This is a genomic window from Solwaraspora sp. WMMB762, assembly GCF_049179115.1.
Classification (GTDB): domain Bacteria; phylum Actinomycetota; class Actinomycetes; order Mycobacteriales; family Micromonosporaceae; genus Micromonospora_E.
Window position 1 is genome coordinate 3037844 of the sequence record NZ_JBMHMD010000001.1, and the last position, 19510, is coordinate 3057353.

Sequence of the window (19510 nt, forward strand, 5' to 3'; positions counted from 1 at the left end):
TACCACCGCGCTCGTCGGTCTGGGCCGGCCAGGGTCAGACCGGCACCGCCGTCCGGCTCCGCGACCGCCGGGCCCGGCCGGACGAAACCGGCCGCTCCTCGGCCGGCAGATCTGCGGCCCGCAGATCCTCGACCGCCAGCGGATCGCCGGTCGGGTCGTCGGGATCCCGGTCGCCGCCGGGCGACCGCGACGACGGCGTGTCCATCAGCATGTCCGATGGCTCGTCGCGGTGACCGGCGTCGCCGTCGGTCGTCGTGGTGCCGGCTCCGGGGTCCTCGGTCGAAGCGGCGGCGGTGCCGGCCGGGACCGAGGCGGCCTCGGCCGCCCCGGCGGCGAGCACGTCCACGGCGAGGGTGACCGGCCGGCCACCCGGACGGTTCGGTTCCCCTTCAACCGGCGACGGCACCGACGGTTCCAGGAACATCGGGTCGTCGTCCCCGTCGAACAGCTCGTTGCGGGTCGCCGGCACCTCGTCGGCCGGCACCTCGGCGGTGGCCTCACCCTGCACCCGCCGCTCCGGGTCGTCCCCGTCGACCTCGCTGGTCGCCAACGTCGGCCGGTTGCGGGTGAACCGACCCCGTCCTCGGGCCAGGTCATGGCCGACCGCCACGGCCTCCATCTCGTACTGCAGGCGGTTGTTGCCGTCGCCGTCCACCCAGTCGCGGGTGTAGAGCCGGCCGACCACGACGACCGGGTCGCCGAGCATGACCGAGGAGCAGACCCCTTCGGCCAGCTTGCGCCAGCAGTTCACCCGGACCCGCAGGCTGTTGCCGTCGACCCAGCGGTTGCTCTCCCGGTCGAGCCGGCGCGCCGTCGAGGCCACTTTGAAGTTGGCGACCAGTGTGTTGGTCTGGGTGGTACGCCGCCACTCCGGCGTGGTCAGCACGTTACCGACAACCGTTACGTACGTATCGAACATCGCATCTCCGCAGGGGCTCGTCGGATTGATCTGATCGAGTCGACTCGACGCTCAGCATTGATGGACGGCACCCCTGCCGGCCAGCCACGGTCCGGCGGCGCTGTGGACAGATCCCCGGCTGTGGACAACCGCTCCGATACCGAGTTGATCTGCTAAGGCGCGAAACGGAACCGGCGGGTGGGCCGCTGCTCAGCGGCCCACCCGCCGGATGGAAGTCGGATGGTGTCCGGTGGTGACCGGTAGGCTCAGCTACCGACCTCGGACCGGCTCTTGGCGATGAACTTGGGAAGACTGTCCTTGACGTAGTATCCCCAGGCGTCGCTGCAGCCGTCGTAGCACTCGAACTGTGGCACGAGCCCCTCGTGGGTGAACGTGACCTCCGTCTTGCCGTCCTTTTCCGCGATGTCGAAGACGACCCGGGTGTCCTTCCACTCCGTCCGGTCCGTCACGAAGGTGATGTCGGCCTCGGTGACGAGCCAGACGACCTTCTTGCCGGGCACGAACTCGGTGACCTTCTGCTTCGAGTAGTGCAGCGCGCCGTGTCGGTAGGTGAACTCGGCGCCGAGACTGTCGGCCGTTCCCTCGATTTCCCCGTCCCACCACCCGCGTACGTCGTTGATGGCGTGGAAGACGTCCTCCGGGTTCTGGTGCACGGTGAAGGACGTCGTGTAGCTCTCGCTCATGTTCTTCCTCCTGGTTGGGATGTTGCGGTGGACGCAGGCGGCCTCGGATGTGAACACGACGCTGCGTCGGGCGGGCCATCGGTCCTCGCCGCCCGGCGAGACTCACGCCTTCTTCTCGCCAGCGTACGGCGCACCACACGGTCCCCGGGGATCCTGCTCTACATTGGGCAAAATCGGAGAACCGCGAGACCGGTCGCCGGCCCGGTGACGTTCGCGGTGCCCTTGCCGCCGCGCCGGATCGGTACCGTGGAAATCCGGAGCAGCTGCGGATGCCGGCAGTACGGCCCCTCAGCCCACGAGTTGGAGTGAACCCATGCCACTGATGCCCAGGGACGAGGCCATCGACTTCAACCGAAGGGTCATCGAGGAGTTCCGCGCGAACGCGGGCCGCGTCGGCGGGATCCTGGCCGACTCCCTCGTGATCCTGGTGCACCACGTCGGCGTCCGGACCGGGATCGCCCGGATCACGCCGCTGATCTGCTTTCCGTTCGACGACCAGCGCCGCTACGCCGTCATCGGATCCAACGGCGACTCTCCGGTCCGTCCAGCCTGGTGCGCGAACCTGGCCGCGATGGCGAGCACGACCGTCGAACTGGGCGAGGAGACCTTCCGGGTGACCGTCGAGCCGCTCGGCGATGAGGCCCGCAGCCGGCTGTGGTCGGAGCTGTTCGGCGAGACCACCGGCCCGGACGAGTTCGCGGCCAGGACTGGACGGCGGCTGCCGATGTTCCTGCTGACCCGGACGGACTGACGGCGCGACTCCGGTCAGCGGGGCGGTCACCCGGCCAGTTCAACACATCCGCTTGCACCACGCAAGCCGACATGCAAGACTTCGACTTGTGCTGGGACGCCTGTACGCCAACGAGGTCTGCTCTGCCGCGCGGACACTCGAGGTCGTCGGCGAGCGTTGGAGCCTGCTCATCATCCGAAACGCGATGTTCTTCGGGATGACCCGGTTCACGGACTTCCAGCGGGACCTGGGTGTGGCCACGAACATCCTGGCCAAACGGTTGAGCGAGTTCGTCGAGGCGGGCGTCTTCGAGACACAGCCGAGTGCCGGTGGTGCCCATGTCGAATACGTGCTCACCGAGAAAGGTCGCCAACTGCAACCGGTCATCATCGCGCTCACCGAGTGGGGTGACCGCTGGGCCAATCCGGACGGGCGGCCGGTCACCTTCGAGCACGAAGGCTGTGGCGGCCACGTCAGTCTGCAGGCCGGGTGCGCCGGGTGCGGCGGCTCCCCGGCACCCAGCGACGTAGCGGCGCGCGCCGACTCCCGGTTCATCGCGCTGCGCGAACAGCGCAGACAGCGACGCTGACCCGCCGCAACCTCGACCGTCCTGCTGACTCGACCAAGTCTGCTGGCTCGACCAGGTCTGCTAGTGCGACCGTGCGGCTGGTGCGGGGAACAGCTGCGGGAAACCGCGTGGTCCGCTGGTCTCGCACAAACGAACGCGTGGCCGGAACCATGAGGTCCGGCCACGCGAACGAGGCACCGTCTACAGGAACATCGTGTTGGGCTCCAGGCCGCACAGAACACGGCCGTAGGTCTCCAGGTTCGTGTTCGGGTGCATGATGCCGTGCAGGTTGATCGTCTGGACGTCCCGCTCGATCCGCTGGATCGGCACCTCGGAGTACACCGACGAACCACCGCTGGCGTTGTTCAGGATGTCCACGGCCTCCTTCGCCCGTGCGCACACGGCACCGGCGTCCATCCGTGCCGCAGCGCGGTCCTCCAGGGTCCACGGCTCGCCGCTGAGGGCCTTCTCATCGAGTCGGCGCACCGCCCGGTGCAGGTGGAACTCCGCTTCGTCGATCTTGACTCGCGCCTCGGCAACCTGCAGGTGGGTCAGCGTCGCCTCGATCTGCTTCTCGTAGTTGGTGTAGGTGATCCGCCGGCTCGGCAGCCGCTCCATGAAGGCGTCCCAGGCGGCCCGCGCCATGCCGAGCGCCGGGGCGGCCGCCACGGCGACCGCGAACTGCAGGAACGGCACCCGCCATGCCTGATAGTCGGCGTTGATCTTCGACGCGTGCTGGTTGTGCATCATGACCGGCACCATGTTCAGCACCCGGTTCTCGGGCACGAACAGGTCCTGGGCGATGGTCGTGACACTGCCGGTGCCGCGCAGGCCGACCGTGTGCCAGTCGTCCACGATCGTCAGGTCCGAGACCGGAACGACCGCCATACCCGGCACCATGTTGCCGTCACCGAGGTCGATCATGATGGAGTGCGTGTCCCACTGTGCCTGCGGGGCACCGGTGTTGAAGTGCCACCGACCGTTCAGGATGTAGCCACCCTCGGTCTTCACGGCGACCCCGTTCGGGCCGACCGAGCCGCAGAACCGGTCCTCCGGGTTCGCGAAGATCTCGTCCTGCGCCTCATCCGGCAGCAGGCCGGCCAGCCAGGCACCGATAGTCATGGTGCTGATGGTCCAACCGGTGGAGCCGTCGCCGTGGCCCAGCTCGGCGACCACGTCCACCACCGTACGCGCGTCCGGCACGGTACCGCCGTACCGCGCCGGGAACCGCAACCGGAGCAGGCCGGCCTCCTTCAGCGCGTCGAGCACCTCCGGGTGCAGGACGCGGTTCTCCTCCTGCCACGCGGCATGCTTCTGGATCAGCGGGACCAGGTCCCTGGCTCGCTGTACGAGTTCGGGCTGTGGCGCGGACTCGATTACCGTCATCTTTACTCCTCCAGACGATGGCAGAAATGGGTGCCTGGCGCAGCTACTGCGGCAGGATGCCGGGGGGACGTCCCGTCGTCACAAACTCTGGCATGAGGCCCCTACGGTCCACATCTCTCACGTTGCTCAGGAACGAACTGCATACCGATCCTCCGGCTGAGTTCCAGTCCAACAGAACATTCGCGGGCTGAACGCAGAAGGGCAGTGGACGCCATTCCGACGGCGTCCACTGCCCTTCTCTGACCCGCATCGGGCGGTACCGCCCGTCGTAGGTTGTCGCTCAGGCGGACTGAGCTGCGGCGATCTGCGCCGCCATCTGCGCGTACTGGCGCTCCAGGTTCTTCCCCCCGCCCGAACGCCAGCTGTCGGCCAGCGGCTCGGCCATGGCATCGGGGAAGATTTCCTCCTCGCCCTTCTCCAGCCCGTCGTAGACGTTCTTGGCCACGTGCTCGGGCGCCGCCTTGGCCATCACGTCGAAGCCTTTGGTCATGTCGGTGTCGACGAGCCCGGTCATGACGGCGTGCACGCCGACGCCCTTACCCGCCAGCAGACCACGAAGCGACTGAGACAGGTTGAACGCCGCCGCCTTGGCTGCCGAGTACGAGGAGACCAACGGGAACGGCGCGAACGCGTTCACCGAAATGTTGTTGATGATCGCGCCCTGGGACCGGATCAGCGCCGGGAGGAACGCCTGAATGGTGTCGTACACCCCGAAGAAGTTCACCGCGAACATCTTTTCGAGCACCGCGCGATCGCTCAGGTCGTCGAACGTGACCTCGCCGGCGTTGTTCACCAGCACGTCGAGTTCGCCGACGGTCTTCGCGGCCTGTGCGATCTGCTCCGCGTCGGTAACGTCCAGCGTCACCGCGGTGACCCGCCCGTCCGGGTGGTCGAACGGCTGACGGGTCCCGGCGTACACCCGCTTCGCGCCCCGGTTGAGCGCCTCCTCGAGCAGCGCCCGGCCGATGCCACGGTTGGCGCCGGTCACCAGGACCGTCTTACCGGTGATCGTGTGCATTCCGTACTCCCTTTCGTCTGGACTTCTTCTGACACCCGTCCGATCAGGACGGGAGCTCGACCGACTGGCGGTGGTTGAAGAAGTTCCGCGGGTCGTAGGCCTTCTTCACTGCCTGCAGCCGGCGGTAGTTCTCCTTGTAGTAGAGGTCGTGCCAGGCGAAGGCCGACCCGTTCCAGGCCGGATCGCTCAGGTCGGCGTCCGGATAGTTGACGTAGCAGCCGTCGGTCTGATCGTTCGGTACGGGTACGCCACCGGTGTCCGCGAAGGTGTCCCGATAGGTCTCCCGGGCCCACGCGATGTTCGCCGCATCGTCCGCCGGATTGGCCCACTGCGCCTGCCAGAGCAGTTTGTAGGCGGCCTCCCGGTGGGGAATCGCCGTCGCGGCGTTGGGCACGGCCGCGGTCCTGCCGCCGTACGGGCTGATGACGATGTTCAGATTCGGGTTGTTGATGTCCGACCGGGTCATCGCCCGGTAGATCGCTGCGGCCTGCGCCGTGGTGAAGGTGTCCTTCATGAAGGCGGACTTGTACTCACCGCGTAGCGTCGGGTCGTTGTTCAGCGTGTTGGTGGTACCGGTGAGCTTGCAGAACTGCAGCCACGGCATGGTGCTCTGCGCGGCGAACACGGCCGGCGTCACACCGTTCTGCAGATGGGCCAGGTAGCTGTCCAGCATCTGTTGCGCGTTCGGCACGGCGGAGTCGACGAAGGCGTACATGTGGATTTCGCCGTTGGACCGGTGGAACGACTGAATCAGACTCGTCACCTCGCGGGTGGGGCTGTCCGGCGAGATGTTCGCGACGTGCCAGCTGGCGTAGTTCTGCAGCAGGCGGATGTAGTCGGCCTCGGTCATGGTGCTCCAGCTCCACAGGGCGAAGCTGGACAGCACCTTGGACGGCGGTTTCGGCAGGAGTTGCGCCGGGCTCCGACCGTGGGCCCCCGGTGAGCGGAAGAAGTAGCGGGTGACGACGCCGAAGTTCCCACCGCCGCCACCGGTGTGGGCCCACCAGAGATCGCGGTGCGGGTCCCGCCGGTCCCGGGTGGCGATGATCGTGTTGACCCGGCCGGCGGCGTTGACCGTGACCACCTCGACGGCGTACAGATGGTCGACGATCAGTCCATTGCGACGGACGAGCCAGCCCCAGCCACCGCCGGCGACGTGGCCGCCCATCCCGACGGAGTAGCAGACGCCACCAGGCAGCGTGACGCCCCAGGTCTGGTAGAGCTTTTCGTAGACGTCGAGCAGAATGGCACCGGCCTCCACCGCGACAGCTTTCATCCTCGTGTCGTAGTAGATCCGGTTCATGTTCGTCATGTCGATGATCGTTTCGACTTCGCTGTTGTAGACGAAGTCTTCAAATCCGTGACCGCCGCCTCGGACGGTCAGCTTGGTTCCGCGACGCACCGCGCGTCGGACGATCGGGGCAACCTGGTGCGGGGAATCCACCACGTACACCGAATCGGGCGTCGCAGTCCACCGGTTGTTCAGCCCCATCACGAGGTCGGGGTACTGGGGGTCAGCCGGGGTGACAGGCGCCACCAGCGCAATCGACTCACCATTTCCGTGGGCGTGTGCCGTGCCGGGCAGCGCGGCACCGGCCAGGGCGACGCCTCCGGCCCCCGCTGCACCGGCAAGGAACGTACGCCGTTCGAACTTCCGCTCTTCGTCAGTCATGGCAATCCCGTCCTCTCGGAATCAGAGACAGTGAGAGCGGACGACACCAATGTTCGCCGGCCACGTCCGCACATCGGTCGCCAGGCTATGAGCCGGCGGCACCCGCTTGCTTCCTTGAAATTGCCCTCTCCCGGCGACCGCTTCTTTTGCCACTACTCGTTGCGGTTGATTGAAAAATTCCGCGGGAGGATCGCGATTAGACCGGCGATGACGGCGAGGTCGGTAACCAACAGGGCAACACAGAAGTGGCCGAGGAACCTGAAAGATTGGCACAGTCGAGCGCGCGTCCCAGTTCCGGGCAACGACCCGAACCCACCATCCGACGTGGGTGACCAGTAGTCAGGTGACCGTCCCTCGGGGCGGACCAGCGTCGCACCGACGCTGCTGCGTCACACCATGGTCCGCGCCTGGAGAGGGCTGGAGGCGGCCGCGGAGAGACAGCAATCGAGAAGAATACATTCTTCGCTAATCGTCATAGCTTGGACGCAACCCGCCACATGCGGTCGACGAGAGGAAGAGGTAGAGCCATGTCGTCACGGTTGGTCGATGCTCGGGTCAGGGGATCGCGGTTGACACTCAAACGGATGATCGTCGGAGGGATCACCGCCCTGGCAGTCACCGTCGGTAGCGTCGGGGCAGCGGTGGCTCATGACGCGAACGGCGCCGCCGACGCCACCGCGGCGCGAGGTGGACACGCCCAGCGCGAGCCGGTCGTCGGTCGCGCGATCTTCGACCGGACCTTCCGCCACGGTCTGGTCCACACCGACGGCGGCAAGGTGCACTACGTCAAGGGCGGTTCCGGGCCGGCCCTCGTGCTGCTGCACGGCTGGCCCGAGACCTGGTGGGGTTGGCACCTGGTGATGCCCGAGCTGGCCAAGACGCACACCGTGATCGCGTTCGACCTGCCCGGCCTCGGCTACTCCGCGATCCCGCGGGACGGCTACGACCAGAAGACCACGGCCGCACGTCTGCACCAGGCGGTGAACCGGCTCGGGTACCGCGAGGTGAAGGTCATGGGGCACGACATGGGCGTGCTGGTCGGCTACGCCTGGGCCCGGGACTACCCCCGCGAGGTGACCCGCCTGGCGGTGCTCGACTCGCCGCTGCTGGGCTTCGGTCTGGAGGACGCGTACCCGCTCAGCTTCCACTTCAAGCTCAACATGGCGCCGTCGCCGGTCCCGGAGAAGATCGTGGACAACAGCGACGTCGCCACCTACCTGAACTACGTCTTCGAGTTCGCGGCGGTCCCGGACGCGATCGACCGTGACAGCCACATCCGCGCCTACCTGCACCCGGCCCGGCGCAGCGCCGGCTACAACTACTACCGGGCCTGGCCGGAGAACGCGGAGGACACCAAGGCCAACGCCGAGTCCAAGCGCCTGACCCAGCCGGTGCTCGCGATGGGTGCCGAGTTCGTCTTCGGGCTCGGTGTCGCGGCGTCGTTCGAGCAGGTGGCCGATGACGTGCGCGGTGTCGTGGCCCCCGGTGCCGGCCACTGGATTCAGGAGGAGACCCCGGAGTTCCTGATCGACTGCGCCAACCTCTTCTTCGGGCCTGAGGGCGTCCCCGCGCCCACCGAGTCACTCTCGAGCTGCATCGCCTGACCTGCCTCGCGGGCACGGTCCACCGGCACCCGGTGGACCGTGTCCGCGTCGTGGCCAGCGACTTCAGCGGCGCAGGCGAGCCGGTTACATCGATTGGTACCACTGTCGGAAAGTGCGTATTGCCAGCATGTGAACCTTGCTTGACGGCACGCCAACACGCTCCACACGTGACTTGCGTGACACAAGTGGACGCATTAGCCTAGGTCAGTGGGTGCGCGACACATGCCGGTCATCCAAAAAGGATGCCGACGTTCCGACAGCTCCGCCCGATGCGGAGCATTGCCGACTTCCGCGACACACGGTCGCGGGACGTCGCCAACCCCTTTTCCGCATATCACGAATGCGAGGAAGTCATGACCGGGCCGAGTTACACCACCGAGTTCTCCGTGGACCAGTCCCCGAAGGAGGCGTACGAGGCCATCACCAATCCGCAGGGATGGTGGTCGGCCGAGATCGAGGGCAGCGCCGAGAAGGCCGGCGACGAGTTCCGGTACCACTACGAGGACCTGCACCGTTGCACGATCCGGGTGACCGAGTCGGTCCCCGGCGAGAAGGTCACCTGGCACGTGGTGGACAACTACTTCTCGTTCGTCAAGGACAGCTCCGAGTGGGTCGACACGACGATGACCTTCGACATCTCGGAGGAGGGTGGCAAGACCAAGGTCGTCTTCACCCACCACGGCCTGGTGCCCGAGTTCGAGTGCTACAACGCCTGCCAGGAGGGGTGGGGCAACTACATCAACGGCAGCCTCAAGGACCTGATCGGCAAGGGCCAGGGCGCCCCCAACGCCACGGGCCAGGCGCAGACCACCGCTGAGGTGGAGCTCGGATCGGCCAGCCGCTGATCCACCGTGGGGCCCCGGTCAACCCGACCGGGGCCCACGTGCCGGCCGTCCAGGCTGTCACCCTGGTACGTCCGAGCCGTCACCCGGTACACGCCGGAGCCGTCACCCGTGCACGTCCGGGCCGGCATGCGTGACGCTCACCCGGATCGCCACCCGCTTGTCGCGGCGCATCGCAGCCCGGTAGTCGTCCCAGTCGGAATGCTCCCCCGAGATCCGCCGGTAGTAGTCGACCAGCACGTCGAGCGCTTCGGGCAGCCGTACCACTTCTGCCTGTCCATCGATCTGCACCCAGTCTCCGAAGAACCGGTCCGTCGTCACGCAGAACGTGACCCGTGGATCGCGCAGCAGGTTGCGCACCTTGACCGCACCTTCCCTGGTGCTGACCAGCACCCGGCCGGCATCGTCGACGGCGACCAGCACCGGGCTGGTCTGCGGCCGGCCGTCCGGATGCCGGGTCACCATCACCGCCCGATGGTTCGCCCGCAGGAACGCCGTCGCCTGTTCGGCCTTCATCTCGCACCTCCTCGCACCACGCACCGCCGCTCGGCCGCCGGCAGTGCCGCCTTCGATTGTGCGACGCGCAGCGCGGTCCTACCCGGAGGTAACCATCCGGCGGTACGGTCAAGGTCGTGCAGCCTGACATCCTCGGACTCCCGTACGAGCAGCAGGTCATCGAGCTGGACCCGGACGACGAGGGTCCGGTCGTCGCGACCCTGGTCCGTCGCCGGGCGGACCGCCCGGCCGGGCGGGCGGTGCTCTACCTGCACGGCTTCGTCGACTACTTCTTCCAGACCCATCTGGCCGACCACTTCGTCCGCGGCGGCTGGGACTTCTACGCCCTCGACCTGCGCAAGTACGGCCGGAGCCTGCTGCCGCACCAGACCCCGAACTTCTGCCGCGACCTCAGCGACTACTTCCCGGAGCTGGACGCCGCCGCCCGGATCATCCGCGAGCAGGACGGCAACGAGACGTTGCTGGTCAACGGCCACTCCACCGGTGGGCTGATCGCCGCGATCTGGGCCGACGCGCGGGCCAGCCAGGGCACCGCACCGGACGGGTTGTTCCTGAACAGCCCGTTCTTCGACCTCAACGCACCGTGGCTGCTCCGCCGGCCGGTGGCGGCGGCCATCTGCCACCTCACCGGCCGCTCGCCCTACCGCGTCGTCCCGGTCGGGCTTTCCCGGGTGTACGGGCAGAGCGTGCACGCCTCCCAGAACGGAGAATGGGACTACGACCTGGAATGGAAGCCGCTCACCGGGTTTCCGGTGCGGGCCGGTTGGCTGACCGCGATCCGCCGCGCCCAACGGCAGCTGCGTGCCGGACTGCACATCACCGCGCCGGTCCTGCTGGCCTGTTCCTCCCGGTCCTACCGCAGCCACAGCTGGCACGATTCGGCTACCCTGGCCGACGCGGTACTCGACGTCGAGCACATGGCCCGGTGGGCCCCCCGGCTCGGCCGGCACGTCACCGTGGTCCGCATCGACGGCGGCCTGCACGACCTGACCCTGTCCCACCAGCCGGCCCGCGACGAGCTGTTCAGCGAGCTGGACCGCTGGCTGCGCGGCTACTTCACCACCGAGCCGTTGGGCCCGGACCCTGGTCAACCGGTGGAGGCGCAACGCCCGGTCGACCGAGGGTTACCGGAGACCGACTGACTCGTCACGGCAACCTGCGACCACTACTATGTGCACGCCAGGACGAAGATCAGCAAGCGCCCGTAGCTCAGCGGATAGAGCAGGGGACTTCTAATCCCAAGGTCGTAGGTTCGAACCCTACCGGGCGCACCACCCCAGGTCGGAGCTTCGACGCTCGCGGGCAGGCTGTCCGATGGACTCCTGTCCTCACGGTCACGTCAGCGGAGGTTGACCCAGATGTCCCCAGCGGCGTCGACGTCCGCACGAAGCCGATGGATACTGCACTTCACCCACATCGACAATCTTGCCAGTATCTCTACAGAAGGCCGGTTGGCCTGCGATGTTTCCGCCCGCGCCGGCCTCATGCGCACGGAGGTCGGCGATCCCGCGATCAAGGACTCTCGCCGCCGGCGGCGGATCCCGATCGGCCCACGGGGTTACGTTGGGGACTACGTCCCGTTCTACTTCGCCCCACGTTCACCCATGATGTATCGGATTGCCTGCGACCATCGCGACAGCATCGCCGGCCGGTACGCGGACGGCGACCGCCCGTTGGTCTACCTCGCTGCGACAGTCGGTGCAGTCGTGGACGCTGGTGCGGCGTGGGTCGCGACCGACGGCAACGCGGCGAACGCAACGTCAGCCTTCACCACAGCACTCGACGACTTGGACAGCATGGTGGACTGGCCGCTCATGCAAGCGGAACGCTGGAACAGCACCGTAGACGATCCAGACCGGCAGCGTCGCCGGATGGCGGAGTTCCTGGTTCACGAGGAAGTTCCCTTGGCGGTGTTTCACCAGGTAGCGGCGTACAGTTCAGCGTATGCAGCCAAGGCGCAGGCGACACTGGGTGATCATCAGCTAGCCGAGAGCATTGCTGTCAGACCGACGTGGTACTACGGGTTCCAGCGGACTGGGAGGTGACGGAGATGATCGAGGTCGGCCACGGCAACCTCCTCACCGCAGACACGGATGCCCTCGTCAACACGGTAAACACGGTCGGAGTAATGGGCAAGGGCATCGCTCTGCAGTTCAAACGCGCATACCCCGACAATTTTCGCTCGTACCATGCCGCCTGCAAGCGCGGCGAGGTACGACTGGGGCAGATGTTCGTGATGGATCGTGGTGTTATCGGCCCTCGCCGGTACATCATCAACTTCCCCACGAAAGAGCACTGGCGCAGCGCCTCCAAACTTGACGACATCCGTGCCGGACTGGCAGATCTCGTCGCTGTCGTCTCCCGGCACAACATCAGCTCAATTGCGATCCCGGCGCTCGGCTGCGGCAACGGCGGGCTGGACTGGGCCAAGGTCCGGCCACTGATCGAGGAGGCCTGCCGAAAGATGCCCCAGGTCCGAGCCGTGGTGTTCGCACCGGAGGGCGCGCCGCTTCCCGCGAGCATGCCGGATGCCACGCCCCGCCCGAAGCTGACCGAACTGCGCGCTCTGCTGGTGGCGACAATCGGCGCCTATCTGGCTCGTGCCCGACTGCAGGAATTCCGCGACGGGATCAGCGAGTTGGAGGTGCAGAAGCTGGCCTACTTCCTGCAACTCGCCGGCGCGCCGCTGAAGCTGACGTTCGTCCGGGGCCGGTACGGTCCGTACTCTGAAAGCCTGACACAGGTCCTGGCCACGCTTGAAGGCCACTTCCTCACCGGTCTCGGTGACCGGTCCTCGCGGGTGACGGACCTCGCACCGATCAAGCCCTTTGCCGAGGGCTACGAGGTCGCCAACGAGTCAGTGCAGCGAAATCCGGAGCACGTCTCGCAGCTCACCAGGGTGCTCGACCTGGTCGACGGATTCGAAGCCCCGTACAGTTTGGAACTTCTGGCCACCGTCCATTTCGCCGCTGTGCAGGACCCACCGACCGCCGACGTCGCGGAGCTCACCAACCGCGTGGCAAGTTGGAGCCTACGGAAGGCTCGCCTCTTCACCGATGCGCACATCAACCTGGCCGCCAACCGCTTAGCGGACCATCGCCTCTTGCCTGCATAGGCCACCTCCCGCCAGGCTTCGATAAGACTCGGGCGTCCTTCGATCGTTCAGTCCGGGTCGCCGATGGCGGCGACCGGGCTGACCCGGGCGGCCCGGCGGGCCGGCGCCAACCCGGCCATCGCGGTGATCACCGCCAACGCCGCGACGATCACCAGCAGCTGCCCGGCCGGCAGTACCGGCGGCATGCCCAGCCGCAGCGCCTCGATCGACAACCAGGCCAGCGGTACGCCGAGCGCCAGCCCCAGCACCGCGCCGACCACCCCGTACAGGCCGGATTCCACCAGGATCATCGCCCGCAGCCGGGGCCGGCTCAGACCGAGCGCCCGCAGCAGTCCGACTTCCTGGGTGCGTTCCAGCACCGACAGCGCGGTGGTGGTGCCGACCCCGACGACCGCGATCAGCACGGTCATCGCCAGCAGCCCCACTGCGATCAGGAACAGCGACGTCACCTCGGCGTCGGTCGCCTCGCGGTAGTCGGACAGCACGGCCACGTCGGCACCGACGGCGACCCCGAGCTGCCGTACGGCGGCCACTGTCGCGTCGCGGGTGCCGGCGCCACCGGCGAAGTCGGCGAGCAGCCCGGTCTGCGTGCCGCCGAGCCGGTCCAGGTCGCCCGATGCCAGCACCACATCGGACTGAAGTGGTGCTTCACCGCCGAGCACCGCCGCGACGGTCAGGTTCAGCTGCCCGGCCTCGCCCCGTACCGCGATCGGGTCGCCAGCCTGGGCGGCCAGGTCCCGGGCGACCGCCTCGCCAAGCACGACCCGGCCCGGCCCGAGGTCGGTCAACGCGCCGTCGGTGGTGACCAGCGTCGTCAGCCGGGGCAGGGCGGCGAGGTCGACGGCGATGGCGGCGTACGACCGGTCGCCGGTGGTGACCTGGGCCTGCTGGAACGGGGCGACGTGGCGGACCGCGTCGAGCGACCGGAGCTGCTCGACCACGGCCGGGGTGATCGGCTGGTCGTGGGCGAACAGTGCCAGGTCGGCAGGGGCGCGGGCGGCCAGTTTCTGGTCGGTGAAGGCCCGCAGGCTGGCAGTGCCGACGGTGGCACCGCCGACGAGGGCCACGCCGAGCGCGACCACCACTGACACGGCGGCGGCCCGGCGCGGCACCCCGCCGACGGTGCTGACGGCGAGGGCACCGACCGGCCGGAGCCGCCGCAGCGGCCAGCCGACGACGGCCAGCACCGGCCGGACCAGCAGCGGGCCGAGCGCGACGAGCGCGCCGAACGCGAAGGTGCCGATTCCGACGATGGCCAGCAGCGTGCCGGCGGAGTCGCTGGCGGAATCAGCGGAGTCGGCGGTAGCCAGGTCGGTGATGGTCACCCCGACGACACCGGCCGACGCGGCGGCCAGCAGCAGACCGACCAGGAGGCGGCCGGCGGTAACGCCCGGTTCGGCGGTCACCGTCGCGGCGCTGCGCAGCGCCTGCAGCGGTGGCACGTTCGCGGCGGCGAGCGCCGGCACCAGGCCCGCCCCGGCGGTGAGCGCCGCCGCGCCGACGACGACGGCCAGCAGTACGCCGTACGGCAGCCTGGGGGCGGACAGCTGCTGGCCGGCAGCGGCGGCGAGCGCCGGTGCGGCGAGGCTGGCAGCGACCGCGAGCAGCACCCCGACGGTGCCGGCGAGCAGGCCAACCACCGCCCCTTCGACGGTCAACGCGACGACGAGTTGCCGGCGGTGCGCGCCGATGGTGCGCAGCAGCGCCAGCTGGCGCATCCGCTGGGCGAAGACGATGCGGAACGTCGACGAGGCGACCAGTACGGCGGCGATCACGGTGACCGCAAGGAACATCGCGGCGAGCGCGAAGATCTGGTCGAACCGGGCGACGGCGTCCTGCGCCTCGGCCAGCCGCTTCGCGTCGCCGGGAACCACGCTCGGGTACGTGTGCGGGTCGACCCGGTCCAGGTGGCGCATCAGTTCGTCGGTGAGCCCGTCGAGGTCGGCCCCGGGTACGGCGACGATGTCGATCCGCGACCAGTCGACCGGGGTCGCGACCACCGTCGCCAGGATGATGTCCGGCGCGTACGCCTGCTCCACGCTGGTGTCCGGGCCGTCGACGACACCGGTGACGGTGGCGGTGACCGGTGCGGCTGTCGGGTCGCCCCCGTACAGCCGCAGGGTGCCGCCCGGTCCGACGCCGAGCCGGTCGGCGGCGCGCTGGTTGACGGCGATCTCCCCCGCCGCGGCCGGGTACCGCCCGGCGCGCAGCACGACCCGCGACAGCGCACCGGAGCCGGGGTCGGCGACCAGGGTGATCGAGGTGCCGGCGGCCGGGTCGCCGACAGCGAGCGTCAGGTCGGCGCGGCCGGCGACCTGGGCGACGCCGGGCATGGCGGCGATCGCGGTGCGTTGGGTGTCGGCGATCGGCTTCCCGCCGGCGGTGACGACCAGGCTGGTCCCGGTGGGGGTGTCGCTGTACGTGTCCAGGGTGGTGCGGGCGATCATCTGGTAGGCGAGCACCGCGCCGGCCACCACGAACGCCGCGACCAGCACCGACAGGCCGGTGAGCAGCAGCCGACCGGGTCGGGTCAGGATGCCGCGCAGCTGGGTACGCAGCACGCTGGTGTTGACGACACCCATCTCAGAAAGCCAGCTCGGGGATGGTCAGCTCAATCCCGCTGCCGGCGCAGTGTCCCTCGGCGTTGCGGCGCATCTCGGCGACCTGGTCGGCGGTGGGCCGCTCCCCTGCACCGGTGGCCTTGACCCGGGACCAGTGGATGAACCGGCCGACCTCGGTGCTGATGCCGTCGTTGACGAACTCGGCGTACCGGATCCGGCGCAGGTCCTGTTCCCACTCCTCGGCCTCGGCGGGGTCGGCCGGTGCGGTGCTGCCCCGGTCGAACAGTTCCTGGGCCAGCCGGCAGTCGGCCGCCGACGCCGGGGTCGGGCCGAAGCGCAGCTGCCACAGGTAGTTGCCGCCGAACGCGACAGCCGCCAGCACCACGACGGTCACCGCGCCGAGAACGATCAGGCGCAGCGCGGTGGTTCGGCGGGAGCTGGCGTCGGATGAGATGGACATCGGTTGCCTTCCGGACGATCTGGTTCGCTTTGCAGGGACCATCGTCGGCCGGCGAGGGTGTCGGACGCATCGGCGCACGATCGGACTTGCGGGCCTGGCCGGGTACGACTGCGGTCGTACGTCCGATCCGATGCCGGTCGCAACGCCCCCGGTCAGGAAGCGGGGACGGACCGGTCAGGACCCGGGTCGGACCAGACCGATCCGGTACGCGAAGACGACGGCCTGAACCCGGTCCCGCAGGTCGAGTTTGGTGAGGATCCGCCCGAGATGGGTCTTGACGGTCGCTTCTGCGACGTACAGCTGGGCGGCGATCTCAGTGTTGGACAGGCCGGCGGCGACCAGGGCCAGCACTTCGCGTTCCCGGGCGGTCAGCACGGCGAGCCGGTCGTCGGCGACCGGGTCCGGGGTGAGCTGTCGGGCGAAGCGGTCCAGCAGCCGGCGGGTGACCCGGGGCGCGACGACCGACTCGCCGCTGGCCACCACCCGGATCGCGGCCAGCAGTTCGACCGGTCGGACGTTCTTGAGCAGGAAGCCGCTGGCCCCGGCCTGCAACGCGGCGAAGGCGTCCTCGTCGGTGTCGAATGTCGTCAACGCCAGCACCTTCGCCGCGTCAGCCCGGTCCTGGGCGCAGAGCCGCCGGGTGGCTTCGATGCCGTCCATCACCGGCATCCGGATGTCCATCACCACCACATCGGCGTCGGTGCTGGCCAGGGCGGCGAGCGCGGCGGCACCGTCGGCGGCCTCACCGACCACGGCCATGTCCGGCTGGGCGGCGAGCACCATCGCGAAACCGGCACGGACCAGCTCCTGGTCGTCGACGAGGAACACCCGAATCGTCACGACGTCACCTCCGTCGGCACCGTCCCGGCCCGCGTCCGGGAGCTGATCGGCAGTACGGCGGCCACCTGCCAGCCGCCGTCGGGGCGCGGTCCGGCGGTGAACTCGCCGCCGTGCACGGCCACCCGCTCACCCATCCCGAGCAGCCCGTTGCCGCCAGGTGTCGGTCCGGCAGGCGTCTGGGCGGTTGCCGTCCGGGCGGTGGCCGTCCCGCGGCCGTCGTCGATGACGGTCAGCTCGGCGGCGTCCGCTCCGATCCGCACGGCCACGGTGACGGCGGTGCCGGGTCCGGAGTGTCGCAGCGTGTTGGTCAGCGATTCCTGCACCACCCGAAACATGGTCAGCTCCTCGGCCGGCGACAACCGGGCCGGGTCGCCGTCGATGCTCAGCTCGACGACGAGACCGGCTCCCCTGGTCCGCTCGACCAGGGTACTGAGCTGGGCGATTCCGGCCCGACGCCAGTCGGTGTCGGCGGGCCCGGCCGCCTCGGGCTCCGCAGCGCCCGGCGACGCATCGACCCGACGCAGGACGGCGACGATGCGACGCATGTCCTCCAGCGCGTCACGGCCGGTGTCGCCGATGGTGACCATTGCCTTGCGGGCCTGCTCGGCGTCCAGGTCGATCATGTAGCTGGCGCCGTCCGCCTGCACGGTCATCACCGCCAGGCTGTGTGCGACGACGTCGTGCAGCTCGCGGGCGATCGCCGCCCGTTCGTCGGCGGCGGCCAGCCGGGCCAGCTGGTCGCGTTCCCGCTCGGCGGCCGCCGCCCGTTCGGCCGCGACCGCCGTCTGCTCCTTGCGGGTCCGCAAGGTGTACGCGGTCAGCCAGATCGCCACGCAGCCGAGGGCCAGCACGCCGTACTCGCTGAAGTCGGCGAGGCCGACCGGGTGCCGGTCATCGGAGAGCAGCACCCGGTCAACAGCCACCACCGCGACTCCGACCAGCACCAACCCGCCGGCCAGCCAGCCGTACACCGGTGGGCCGGCGTGGGTCACCACCGCGACCATCGCGATCAGCACCGCGACGTCGTAGAACGCCGGCACGCCCGGGGCGGCGAGCAGTTGCGCCGCGCCCAGACCGGCGACGACCAGCATGACCGTCATCGGGCGGCGGCGGCGCCACACCAGCGCCGCCGCCATGCCGAAGCCGATCGCCAGGTCCGCCAGCGAGGCGCGGTACTGCCAGGCGACGGTGGCCACCGCCGTCGCGACGACCAGGTCGAGCAACGTCCAGCGGTACGGCGACGCTGGCTGGTACGGCGACGTCGACGCGGGCGGCATGCCGCCCAGCCTAGGTCGCGGCCCCGATCAGCTGGTCGGGAAGTCCTCGCCGAGGACGGTACGCAGCCGCTGCAGCGCCCGCATGCTGCACATCTTCACCGCCGAGGCGGTGATGCCGAGGATCTCGGCGACGGTCTGCACGCTCTGGTCCTCCCAGTACCGCAGCACCAGCACCGCCCGGTCGCGCACCGGGAACTCCGCCAGCGCCCGCAGCAATGCCACCTGCAGCTCGGTCGAGCTGCCAGCCGCCGGCCGGGCCGCCGGCTCGGGCGGCTCGGCGAGCACCACCTCGGTGCGGCTGCGCCGCTTCATCGCGTCGGAGACCGCGTTGATCAGGACCCGACGGCTGTACGCGTCCAGGTTCGCCGTGGGCCAGATCCGGTTCCACGAGGCGTACATCCGGGTGAAGGTGATCTGGGTGAGGTCCTGCGCGAGATGCCAGTCCCGGCACATCAGGTACGCGACGCGACGCAACCGGGGAGCCGCGTCGACGACGAACGCGGTGAACGCCTCGTCCCCGGCCACCCGCTGCTTCCGGCGGGCGGCTGACCAGCGGGTCAGCGGTCCACCGACTGACTCAGACCTCGTCGGTGCCGGCTCCGCCGGTAGGTCCGCAGCGACCGGCGCTACGACCCGAACCCCACTCACTCGTCCACCTGCGGCGAGGCTCCACGCGGACAGAACTCGCCGATGACCTCGACGACGCCGGTCATCATCAGCAGGCTCGCGCTTATTTGCGGGTATGTCGCCGGGTCTGCCAGGGTGATCCGGAAACGCTCCGGCATCTGGTTGACGGAGACCCGATCCAGCAGGTCGGGCTCGGTGAAGACCACCTCGGGAGGCGGATCGCGGTACAGCTCCAGGAACCGTTCGTACGCGTACTGCTTGCTCTCGTAACGCACCGTGAGAAGCCGTGGGTCGTCGCGCAACGCTGCCTCAATGGCGCTCCTCTGCTCATCGGTGACCGGCTCGCCCAAGAAGACTGATGCCCCAGTGGCCGCGCCGTCGGTGGAGACCCCTCGGCACAGCACCGGGGTTGCCGACGGCATGGCGGCCTGCGCCGGCACGGGCACGGGCACGTCCCTGACCGGGAGCAACACGCCCACCGCGACGAGCGCCACGGCAGCGACGGTCGTCGTGGCGGCGTACCCAATCTGTCTGCGTCGACGTAGTCGGCTCCCGTTGACCATGGCCGCTCGGGCCAGGTCGTCCAGTGGCGCCGGTGGTGCCGGCTCGCTGTCGAGCGCCCGGTCGAAGTACGTCCGCAACTGTTCCATGCAGAAGTAGACCGGTCGACGTGGCGGACCGGTCACGGCCCG

19 protein-coding genes and 1 tRNA gene are annotated in these 19510 nt (G+C 69.0%); 8 read left to right on the forward strand and 12 right to left on the reverse strand.

Annotated features, from left to right (window positions below; translation table 11 throughout):
- Positions 1-34 precede the first annotated feature (34 nt).
- Together ACN27J_RS13370 and ACN27J_RS13375 are read right to left on the reverse strand one after the other, a co-directional pair.
- A complete protein-coding gene (locus ACN27J_RS13370; protein WP_421366458.1) occupies positions 35-919 on the reverse strand; it encodes a single-stranded DNA-binding protein in 885 nt (294 codons plus the stop codon).
- Positions 920-1164: 245 nt separating this feature from the next.
- Entirely contained in the window at positions 1165-1602 is a 438-nt protein-coding gene (locus ACN27J_RS13375; protein ID WP_278171049.1) for an SRPBCC family protein, read from the reverse strand.
- Between the two features lie 322 nt (positions 1603-1924).
- On the opposite strand from ACN27J_RS13375, the gene ACN27J_RS13380 reads away from it, so the two are divergent.
- Both ACN27J_RS13380 and ACN27J_RS13385 read left to right on the forward strand, forming a co-directional pair.
- Positions 1925-2353 (forward strand): nitroreductase/quinone reductase family protein, encoded by a 429-nt coding sequence (locus ACN27J_RS13380; protein WP_421366460.1) that lies wholly within the window; start codon positions 1925-1927, stop codon positions 2351-2353.
- An 88-nt stretch (positions 2354-2441) separates the two neighbouring features.
- Entirely contained in the window at positions 2442-2921 is a 480-nt protein-coding gene (locus tag ACN27J_RS13385) for a winged helix-turn-helix transcriptional regulator (protein ID WP_278171051.1), read from the forward strand.
- A 180-nt stretch (positions 2922-3101) separates the two neighbouring features.
- On the opposite strand, the gene ACN27J_RS13390 is transcribed toward ACN27J_RS13385, so the two are convergent.
- The 3 genes from ACN27J_RS13390 to ACN27J_RS13400 all read right to left on the reverse strand — a co-directional run bounded on the left by ACN27J_RS13390 (position 3102) and on the right by ACN27J_RS13400 (position 6976).
- On the reverse strand, positions 3102-4286 hold the full coding sequence (locus tag ACN27J_RS13390; protein WP_278171052.1) for an acyl-CoA dehydrogenase family protein: 1185 nt from the start codon (positions 4284-4286) through the stop codon (positions 3102-3104).
- Positions 4287-4566: 280 nt separating this feature from the next.
- Positions 4567-5304, reverse strand: a complete 738-nt coding sequence (locus tag ACN27J_RS13395) for an SDR family NAD(P)-dependent oxidoreductase (RefSeq protein ID WP_278171053.1) — start codon at positions 5302-5304, stop codon at positions 4567-4569.
- A 43-nt stretch (positions 5305-5347) separates the two neighbouring features.
- A complete protein-coding gene (locus tag ACN27J_RS13400; RefSeq protein ID WP_278171054.1) occupies positions 5348-6976 on the reverse strand; it encodes an FAD-binding oxidoreductase in 1629 nt (542 codons plus the stop codon).
- A 584-nt stretch (positions 6977-7560) separates the two neighbouring features.
- On the opposite strand from ACN27J_RS13400, the gene ACN27J_RS13405 reads away from it, so the two are divergent.
- The gene (locus tag ACN27J_RS13405; protein WP_421366463.1) at positions 7561-8580 is read left to right on the forward strand and encodes an alpha/beta fold hydrolase; all 1020 of its coding nucleotides are present in this window, start codon (positions 7561-7563) and stop codon (positions 8578-8580) included.
- Between the two features lie 353 nt (positions 8581-8933).
- Positions 8934-9425, forward strand: a complete 492-nt coding sequence (locus tag ACN27J_RS13410) for an SRPBCC family protein (protein ID WP_278171056.1) — start codon at positions 8934-8936, stop codon at positions 9423-9425.
- Positions 9426-9527: 102 nt separating this feature from the next.
- On the opposite strand, the gene ACN27J_RS13415 is transcribed toward ACN27J_RS13410, so the two are convergent.
- Positions 9528-9938, reverse strand: a complete 411-nt coding sequence (locus ACN27J_RS13415; RefSeq protein WP_278171057.1) for a PPOX class F420-dependent oxidoreductase — start codon at positions 9936-9938, stop codon at positions 9528-9530.
- 116 nt (positions 9939-10054) lie between these two features.
- Between ACN27J_RS13415 and ACN27J_RS13420 the strand changes: the two genes are divergently transcribed.
- The 4 genes from ACN27J_RS13420 to darG all read left to right on the forward strand — a co-directional run bounded on the left by ACN27J_RS13420 (position 10055) and on the right by darG (position 13053).
- Positions 10055-11080 (forward strand): alpha/beta hydrolase, encoded by a 1026-nt coding sequence (locus ACN27J_RS13420; protein ID WP_421366465.1) that lies wholly within the window; start codon positions 10055-10057, stop codon positions 11078-11080.
- A gap of 56 nt (positions 11081-11136) precedes the next feature.
- Positions 11137-11212: transfer RNA gene (locus tag ACN27J_RS13425), tRNA-Arg, on the forward strand.
- Between the two features lie 84 nt (positions 11213-11296).
- Entirely contained in the window at positions 11297-11983 is a 687-nt protein-coding gene (gene darT, locus ACN27J_RS13430; RefSeq protein ID WP_421366467.1) for a type II toxin-antitoxin system toxin DNA ADP-ribosyl transferase DarT, read from the forward strand.
- Between the two features lie 5 nt (positions 11984-11988).
- A complete protein-coding gene (darG, locus tag ACN27J_RS13435) occupies positions 11989-13053 on the forward strand; it encodes a type II toxin-antitoxin system antitoxin DNA ADP-ribosyl glycohydrolase DarG (RefSeq protein ID WP_421366468.1) in 1065 nt (354 codons plus the stop codon).
- Positions 13054-13100: 47 nt separating this feature from the next.
- Here the strand turns inward: darG and ACN27J_RS13440 are convergent, their stop codons facing one another.
- From ACN27J_RS13440 to ACN27J_RS13465, 6 genes are all read right to left on the reverse strand, one after another.
- A complete protein-coding gene (locus ACN27J_RS13440; RefSeq protein ID WP_421366470.1) occupies positions 13101-15635 on the reverse strand; it encodes an FtsX-like permease family protein in 2535 nt (844 codons plus the stop codon).
- Between the two features lies 1 nt (position 15636).
- Positions 15637-16074, reverse strand: a complete 438-nt coding sequence (locus ACN27J_RS13445) for a hypothetical protein (RefSeq protein ID WP_421366473.1) — start codon at positions 16072-16074, stop codon at positions 15637-15639.
- 174 nt (positions 16075-16248) lie between these two features.
- Positions 16249-16914, reverse strand: a complete 666-nt coding sequence (locus ACN27J_RS13450; RefSeq protein ID WP_421366475.1) for a response regulator — start codon at positions 16912-16914, stop codon at positions 16249-16251.
- Complete coding sequence (locus tag ACN27J_RS13455; protein ID WP_421366477.1) at positions 16911-18191, reverse strand: sensor histidine kinase; 1281 nt, start codon at positions 18189-18191, stop codon at positions 16911-16913. Before ACN27J_RS13455 ends, ACN27J_RS13450 begins: the two co-directional genes overlap by 4 nt.
- Positions 18192-18218: 27 nt before the next feature.
- The gene (locus ACN27J_RS13460) at positions 18219-18839 is read right to left on the reverse strand and encodes a SigE family RNA polymerase sigma factor (protein ID WP_421366479.1); all 621 of its coding nucleotides are present in this window, start codon (positions 18837-18839) and stop codon (positions 18219-18221) included.
- Positions 18836-19312, reverse strand: coding sequence for a permease-like cell division protein FtsX (locus tag ACN27J_RS13465; protein WP_421366480.1), 477 nt, complete (start codon positions 19310-19312; stop codon positions 18836-18838). The genes ACN27J_RS13460 and ACN27J_RS13465 overlap by 4 nt, the downstream gene beginning before the upstream one ends.
- Positions 19313-19510 lie beyond the last annotated feature (198 nt).

Coding starts and splice junctions, on each gene's coding strand:
- ACN27J_RS13395 (WP_278171053.1), bottom strand. CDS start 5,304: ATGCACACGATCACCGGTAAGACGGTCCTGGTGACCGGCGCCAACCGT.
- ACN27J_RS13390 (WP_278171052.1), bottom strand. CDS start 4,286: ATGACGGTAATCGAGTCCGCGCCACAGCCCGAACTCGTACAGCGAGCC.
- ACN27J_RS13410 (WP_278171056.1), top strand. CDS start 8,934: ATGACCGGGCCGAGTTACACCACCGAGTTCTCCGTGGACCAGTCCCCG.
- ACN27J_RS13415 (WP_278171057.1), bottom strand. CDS start 9,938: ATGAAGGCCGAACAGGCGACGGCGTTCCTGCGGGCGAACCATCGGGCG.
- ACN27J_RS13370 (WP_421366458.1), bottom strand. CDS start 919: ATGTTCGATACGTACGTAACGGTTGTCGGTAACGTGCTGACCACGCCG.
- ACN27J_RS13400 (WP_278171054.1), bottom strand. CDS start 6,976: ATGACTGACGAAGAGCGGAAGTTCGAACGGCGTACGTTCCTTGCCGGT.
- ACN27J_RS13405 (WP_421366463.1), top strand. CDS start 7,561: ATGATCGTCGGAGGGATCACCGCCCTGGCAGTCACCGTCGGTAGCGTC.
- ACN27J_RS13375 (WP_278171049.1), bottom strand. CDS start 1,602: ATGAGCGAGAGCTACACGACGTCCTTCACCGTGCACCAGAACCCGGAG.
- darG (WP_421366468.1), top strand. CDS start 11,989: ATGATCGAGGTCGGCCACGGCAACCTCCTCACCGCAGACACGGATGCC.
- ACN27J_RS13455 (WP_421366477.1), bottom strand. CDS start 18,191: ATGCCGCCCGCGTCGACGTCGCCGTACCAGCCAGCGTCGCCGTACCGC.
- darT (WP_421366467.1), top strand. CDS start 11,297: ATGTCCCCAGCGGCGTCGACGTCCGCACGAAGCCGATGGATACTGCAC.
- ACN27J_RS13440 (WP_421366470.1), bottom strand. CDS start 15,635: ATGGGTGTCGTCAACACCAGCGTGCTGCGTACCCAGCTGCGCGGCATC.
- ACN27J_RS13380 (WP_421366460.1), top strand. CDS start 1,925: ATGCCCAGGGACGAGGCCATCGACTTCAACCGAAGGGTCATCGAGGAG.
- ACN27J_RS13445 (WP_421366473.1), bottom strand. CDS start 16,074: ATGTCCATCTCATCCGACGCCAGCTCCCGCCGAACCACCGCGCTGCGC.